The following is a 6,915-nucleotide window of genomic DNA, read 5'->3' on the forward strand; positions in this document are numbered from 1 at the left end:
TTTCCCGGCCGACCTGTTGGACGTTCACCACCGAGCCGTACGAAATCCTTCCCGGCGCCACCTGGCTTGATTAGTTTCCGGGCTGAACGACAGGACTCGGGAGGCTCACTTGACCACGGACATTTCACGGCGCCGGCTCTTCGCGCTCGGCGGCGGTGCACTCGGCGTCGCGGCTGCGGGGTCGCTGCTTCCGCCGTCGCTGCAGGCCGCGATTGCCGCGCAGCCGGCACATTCGGCGGGGTCCGGTGGCGGGCTCGGAGCCATCAAGCATGTGGTGATCCTGATGCAGGAGAACCGTTCCTTCGACCATTACTTCGGGACGCTCCGGGGAGTGCGCGGCTTCGGCGACCGCAACGCCGTCGAACTGCCCTCCGGCAAGCCGGTCTTCGAGCAGCCCGCTCCGCTGGGCACCTCTGTGCTGCCGTTCCCGGTGCGGGACGCCGCCGAGACGCAGAAGAAGGACCTCCAGTACATCGGCGCGCTCGACCACTCCTGGAACGGTGGCGGCAAGGCATGGGCCGGGGGGTGGATGAACGGCTGGGTGACCGCGAAGACGGCCGCCACCATGGCGTACTACGACCGCCGTGACATCCCGCTGCACTACGAACTGGCCGACACCTTCACGGTCTGCGACGCCTACCACTCCTCCATCCACACCTCGACCAGCCCCAACCGCAACCACCTGTGGAGCGGGAAGACGGGCAACGAGGCGAACGGCAAGCGGGCCGTCGGGAACGACGCGTACAACGAGGGCACGCATCCCGGGTACGACTGGGGCACGTACGCGGAGCGGCTGGAGAAGGCCGGGCGCAGCTGGCGTACGTACACCGAGTGGGAGAACTTCACCGACAACCAGATCGAGTTCTTCGCCACCTTCAAGGCGATCGCCCGCAAGGCGCTGGCGAAGACCGGCGGCCATACGTACATGGAGTCGTTCTACTCGGCGGTACGGGACGCGGACGCCACGGAGCGGGAGCGGCTGTTCGGTCTGCTCGAAGAGGGTGTCGCCACCCTGGACAAGGCCGAACGCAGCCTCTTCGAGCGTGCGCTGCGCCGGGTGGAGACCGGAACGCTGGCCGATGAGTTCGCCAAGGACGTGGCGGCGGGCACGCTGCCCGAGGTCTCCTATCTGGTGCCGTCGGCCGTCGACTCCGAGCACCCGAGCGTCTCCTCGCCGATCCACAGCGCGACGATCGTCTACAAGGTCCTGGACGCGCTGGGCAAGCACCCCGATGTGTGGCGGCACACCGCCGTTCTCATCAACTACGACGAGAACGACGGCTTCTTCGACCACGTGCCGCCGCCGGTCGCGCCGCCCGAGGTGGCCGAGGAGCAGTGGGAGGGCAAGCCCACCGGCCTCGGGATCCGGGTGCCGCTGCTCGTCGTGTCGCCGTGGACCGTGGGCGGCTACGTCTGCTCCGAGGTCTTCGACCACACCTCCGTGATCCGCTTCCTCGAGCGCTGGACCGGCGTGAAGGAACCGAACATCAGCGACTGGCGGCGCACCGTCACCGGCGATCTGACCTCGGCCTTCGACTTCAAGCATGCGCGGCGCCGGCCCGAGGTGGAGCAGCCCGGCACCATCCCGCCGTTCAGCGGACGCTGGGCGCCGAAGCCGCCGCTCGTGCAGCACATGCCCGTGCAGGAGCCCGGGGCCCGCCCGGCCCGCGCGCTGCCGTACCAGCCGGACGCCCAGGCGAAGGTGGTGGACGGGGCGGTGCAGGTGGCCCTCAGCAACACGGGGCGCTCGTCGGCGCACTTCGCGCTGTATCCGTACGCGGGGGAGTTCCCCGTACCGCAGCACAGGGATGTAAGGGGCACGGCGCAATGGACGGTGCCCCTTACCGGTGCGGCGTACCGGTTCACGGTGACGGGGCCGAACGGCTTCCGGCGCGAGTTCGCCGGGCCCGCGAAGGACGGCGTTTCGGCCGGGGCCGAGGTCGCCTCGCGGGTCGATGCGCATGAGCGGGATCTGCATCTCACCCTGCGCAACACGGGACGGACGGCGCTCACCTTCACCGTACGGCCGCTGGGCTACGTCGACGAGGCGGACCTGCGGGACTGGACCAGGACCGTCAAGGTCAAGCCGGGACGCAGCCGTACGGTCGTGCACTCGGCGGCCGACGCGCACGGCTGGTACGACCTGTCCGTCACCGTCGACGGGGACGATGTCTTCCGGCGACGGCTGATGGGGCACATCGAGAACGGCCGGGCGAGCGTCTCCGGCTGACGGACCGCCCGGCAGGCCCGGCATCGCGTACGGGAGTTCGGCGCCCACCGGAACCGCCGCGGCGCGGCCGGCGTTTCCTTGATCACGAATGGACTGATCGAGAAATGGGCCGGAGTCACGGCGGGCGCCGACCCCGAGGAGGCGGACCCCGTCGTCCTGGAGTGCGCCCGCCTGCTCGCCGCCGAACCGGACGGCGAGCAGGCGGTCCTGCTGACCTTCGGTCCGGTGAACATGGCGCGGTACGTCCTCGGGCGACGCGGCGCCCCCGTCGAGCGGGCCGTGGTGGACGCGCCTGGAGCTGTCGTACGGAATCGCCCGCGAGATCCTCGGCATCCTCCGTACCGCTGCCGCCACTTCGCCCGGTGGTGCATGCGCCCACGCGGACGGCCATGCGCCCGGCCACGAGCGCACCTCCGATCGCGTGGCCCGCATCGCGCACCTCTACGCCCCCGACGCATGCCCCACCCCCGGCGCGGACTCCGGCCAGGGCTTCGGGAGCGAGGTGCTGATCTGCCCCGTCCATCTGGCGGAGGCCGTGGCGAGGGGCATCGCGGAGATCGAGGAGCAGTTCGAGGAAGAACTGGAGGCTGAAGAACAACTGGCCGAGTGAGGTGGCCGGCGGTCGTCGTGACTCGGGCGCCACAGTAATTCCTGTGGCCATTGTGAGTAAGGCCACGAAAGGGACAAAGGATCACCAGTGGCTGCCAGAGTGGCGGTTCTCAGGTCATGTGTTCTTTGCGGGTAATTCATGTTTTTTCCCGGTAAAGATCCACGAACCCTCAGGGAGCACGTCAGTTGGCCGCCATTGCCCGCTGGTGCATCAGGCACCGCCTCATCGCCGTCCTCATCTGGCTCTTCGCCCTCGGCGGCGCAGCCACCGCGGCGGGCTTCGCGGGTTCTGCCTACTCCAACGACTACGAGGTGCCCGGTACGGAGTCCGGCCGGGCCGCCGAGCTCCTCAAGAGCGGTTTCACGGACCTCGGCGGTGACACGGACACCATCGTCTGGCACACCACCGACTCCACCGTGCGGGCCGCCGATGTCCGGCAGACGATGACCCGGACCCTGCACGCGGTCGAGGAACTGCCCGGTGTCGGAGCCGTCACCGGACCGTACGGGGCGTCCGGCGCCGGTCGGATCAGCGAGGACGGACACACCGCCTACGCCACGATCACCTTCGACCGGCAGTCCGACGACATCCCGGTGCAGCAGGCCCGGGCGGTCGTCGACACAGCGAAGGCCGCCGCCGGCGACCACCTCCAGGTGGAACTGGGCGGCTCGGCCGTCGCCCTCACCGAGGCCCCGTCCGTCCACTTCAGCGAGGCCATCGGGGTCGTCGTCGCAGCGGTCGTCCTGTTCCTCGCCTTCGGCTCGCTCGCCGCCAGCCTGCTGCCCATCGCCACTGCTCTCGTCTCCGTCGGCACGGCGTACGCGGGCATCGTGCTGCTGGGCCATGTGATGACCGTCGCCGACTTCGCCCCCATGCTGGGCATGCTGATAGGGCTCGGCGTCGGCATCGACTACGCGCTGTTCATCGTCACCCGGCACCGCACAGGACTGCGCAGCGGCATGACCGTCGCCGAGGCGGCGCAGAACGCCGTCGCGACGACCGGGCGGGCCGTCGTCTTCGCCGGAGCCACCGTCTGTACAGCGTTGCTCGGCATGCTGATCCTGCGGCTCGGGTTCCTCAACGGTGTGGCGATCGCCGCCTCGCTCACCGTCGTCCTGACCGTAGCCGCCTCCGTTACCCTGCTGCCCGCCCTGCTGTCCTTCATCGGCATGCGGGCGCTGAGCCGGCGCGAGCGCAGAAGGCTCGCCGAGCGCGGGCCGCAGCCCGAACTGCCCACCGGCTTCGCCGCCCGCTGGTCCGCGTTCGTCGAACGCCACCCCAAGTTGCTCGGGGCGTGCGCCGCCGTGGTGATGCTGGTCCTCGCGCTGCCCACGTTCTCCCTGCATCTGGGCACCTCCGACCAGGGCAACAACCCCTCCTCGTCGACCACTCGGCAGGCGTACGACCTGCTGGCCGACGGATTCGGACCGGGCGTCAACGGCCCGCTGACGATCGCCGCACAGCTCGACGGCGCGGACGACCGGCTGGCGATGGACGGCCTGCCGGACGCCCTGCGAGCCACCGACGGCGTGGCCTCGGTCGGCCCGGTCACGTACAACAACAGCGGCAGTGCGGCCTTCATCACCGTTGTGCCGAAGTCGTCACCGCAGTCGCAGGAGACCAGCGCGCTCGTCGGCCGGCTGCGTACGGACGTCCTCCCGCAGGCCGAGGCGAACACCTCGCTCCGGGCCCATGTGGGCGGGGTGACGGCCGGCTACGACGACTTCGCCCGGATCATCATCGGCAAGCTCCCGCTCTTCATCGGCGTCGTCATAGGGCTCGGCTGTCTGCTCCTGCTGCTGGCCTTCCGGTCGATCGGCATTCCGCTGAAGGCCGCCGCGATGAATGTGGCGGCCGTCGCCTCCTCGTTCGGCGTCGTCGTCGCGATCTTCCAGTGGGGGTGGGGGAGCGAGCTGCTGGGGCTGGGCAGCTCGGGGCCCATCGAACCGTTCCTGCCGGTCATCATGGTGTCCGTACTTTTCGGGCTCTCCATGGACTACCAGGTGTTCCTGGTCGGGCGGATGCACGAGGAGTGGCTGAAGACCGGTGACAACCGGCGGGCGGTGCGGGTCGGCCTCGCCGAGACCAGCCGCGTGATCAACTCCGCGGCCGTGATCATGATTGCGGTCTTCCTCGCCTTCGTTCTCAGCGGGGACCGGGTCATCGCCATGTTCGGAATCGCGCTCGCCGCGGCGGTCGCCCTCGATGCCTTCGTTCTCCGTACGCTGCTGGTCCCCGCCCTGATGCATCTGCTGGGCGGAGCGAACTGGTGGCTGCCGCGCTGGCTGGACCGGCGGCTGCCGCGGATCAGCATCGAGCCTCCCGAGTGCCGCGCGCCGCATGGGAAAATCCCGAAGGCAGCGCAACCGGTGGAACCGGTGGAAACTGCGCAGGCAGCGCAAGCGGTGGAAGCGGTTCGAGAAGGAGCATGATGTTCGCGATATCCCTGGGTGACGACGGAGCGGAACTGCGTCCGCTGGAGATCTGGCAGGCGGCGGAGTTCCTCGCCCATATCGACCGGGCCCGCGAGACCGTCGACCCCTGGATCCCCTTCGCCTCGTTCGTCACCGACCTGGACTCGGCGCGCGCCCTGCTCCGGCGGTACGCGGAGAAGCAGGCGGCCGACACGGGGCGCCTCTACGGCATCTGGCTGGACGGCACGCTCGTCGGCGGTGTCCTGTTCCGGATCTTCGACACGGAATCCGGGAACTGCGAGGTCGGCTGCTGGCTGGAGTCGGCAGGGGAGGGGCGTGGCCTGGTCACCCGGGCGGCACGGAAGCTGATCGACTGGGCGGTGTACGAGCGCGGCATGCACCGCGTGGAGTGGGACGCGTCCGCCGCGAACACCCGAAGCATCGCCGTGGCCAAGCGGCTCGGTATGACACGCGACGGGGTGCTGCGCGAGAACTACCTGTACCGCGGTGAGCGGCACGACTCGGAGATCTGGTCCGTACTGGCCCGGGAGTGGCGCGCACAGAAGGTCTGAGGCCGGGGCGGGGGGGCCGGCCGGCGGTGCGCGTTAAGAGGGTTCTCATACGGGCCGCCTAGCGTGCGGGACATGAACCCCGGAACTCCCAAGAACCCCACCACTCCCACTGGCCCCGCCGCTCCCGCTGTTCTCGACGCCGAGGAGACCGCGGCCGAGGACGCGGCGTACAGCCTCGACAAGGGGGCGGCCGAAGCCGAGGGAGAGCACGCGGTGGCCGACGACGCCGAGGCGGGCTCCGCCCCGGGCCCCGCCCAGGACCTCGATCCGGATGCCGCCCTCAAGGGATCCGATGACGACTCCGACTTCACGGATCCCGACTTCGAAGCCTCCGGCAAGGAGTCGTCCGGCCTCGCATCGGCCGCTGCGGCCGTGGCCGCCGCCGGTCTCGGTGTCGTCGCACTGAGCGGGTCCTGGACCGGCAAGATCGCCGCCGAGCGCGAGACCCTGATCGGGCAGATCAAGACCTCGAGCGGTGGCACCGCGGCCCAGCAGATCTCGGAGATCTACGGCGACGCCTGGCACTCCACCGCGCTGGTCAACGGCCTCTTCGCACTGCTCGCCCTGCTGGTCGGCGTCTTCGCCCTGGTCCGCCCTGCCTTCGGCGCACCCTCCCCGCACCCGCAGCCCGGCTGGGTGCGTGCCGTCGCGACCGCCGGCATCGCGCTCGGTGTTCTCGGCTTGGTGATCTCCATCGGCATGTACTTCGACCTCATCGTCGCTCTGCCGACCGCCCAGTGAGTACGTACCGCCCTACGGCCGGCTGAGACCGACCGGCAAATGGAGGGCGGCGTCGCGGGACCGGGCACGCACTCCCCCAAGGCCTTGAGGGCCAGGGGGACCCCCTCCGGCGTTGTCGTCAGTCAACAACTCCCCCATGGCCCTGAAGGCATGGGGGACCCCCTTCGCGTTGCCTCCCTCCTCCGCCTTGCAGCTGCACGCACCCGGTCCCGCTCCTTCTCCCGCCCCCCATTTGCCGGTCGGTCTAAGCTTGGCTTTAAACCCCACCAAGATCATTTCTTGGTGGGGTTTGTTGTTCGCCTGACAGCTGGACGGCCTCTGCTTGATCATGTGTTTCCGCCAAGAGAC

General features: G+C 69.6%; 5 protein-coding genes. All 5 read left to right on the top strand.

The window, feature by feature from the left end; genetic code table 11:
- Positions 1 to 109 precede the first annotated feature (109 nt).
- Positions 110 to 2,230 carry a phosphocholine-specific phospholipase C gene (locus IEZ15_RS36455; protein ID WP_189281154.1) on the top strand — a complete coding sequence of 707 codons (2,121 nt, stop codon included), beginning with the start codon at positions 110 to 112 and terminating at the stop codon, positions 2,228 to 2,230.
- Between the two features lie 421 nt (positions 2,231 to 2,651).
- Positions 2,652 to 2,840, top strand: coding sequence for a hypothetical protein (locus IEZ15_RS36460; RefSeq protein WP_189281155.1), 189 nt, complete (start codon positions 2,652 to 2,654; stop codon positions 2,838 to 2,840).
- Positions 2,841 to 3,025: 185 nt separating this feature from the next.
- Positions 3,026 to 5,272 (top strand): MMPL family transporter, encoded by a 2,247-nt coding sequence (locus tag IEZ15_RS36465; protein WP_189281156.1) that lies wholly within the window; start codon positions 3,026 to 3,028, stop codon positions 5,270 to 5,272.
- Positions 5,272 to 5,826: a GNAT family N-acetyltransferase gene (locus IEZ15_RS36470; protein ID WP_189281157.1), complete on the top strand. Its 555-nt coding sequence runs from the start codon at positions 5,272 to 5,274 to the stop codon at positions 5,824 to 5,826. The genes IEZ15_RS36465 and IEZ15_RS36470 overlap by 1 nt, the downstream gene beginning before the upstream one ends.
- A gap of 63 nt (positions 5,827 to 5,889) precedes the next feature.
- The gene (locus tag IEZ15_RS36475) at positions 5,890 to 6,567 is read left to right on the top strand and encodes a hypothetical protein (protein WP_189281158.1); all 678 of its coding nucleotides are present in this window, start codon (positions 5,890 to 5,892) and stop codon (positions 6,565 to 6,567) included.
- The last annotated feature ends 348 nt before the right edge of the window (positions 6,568 to 6,915 follow it).

It is taken from the genome of Streptomyces atratus, from assembly GCF_014648655.1.
GTDB classification, from domain to species: Bacteria; Actinomycetota; Actinomycetes; order Streptomycetales; family Streptomycetaceae; genus Streptomyces; species Streptomyces atratus.

Bases quoted from the DNA above. Each gene is read 5' to 3' on its own strand.
- IEZ15_RS36470 (WP_189281157.1), top strand. From the start codon at position 5,272: ATGTTCGCGATATCCCTGGGTGACGACGGAGCGGAACTGCGTCCGCTG.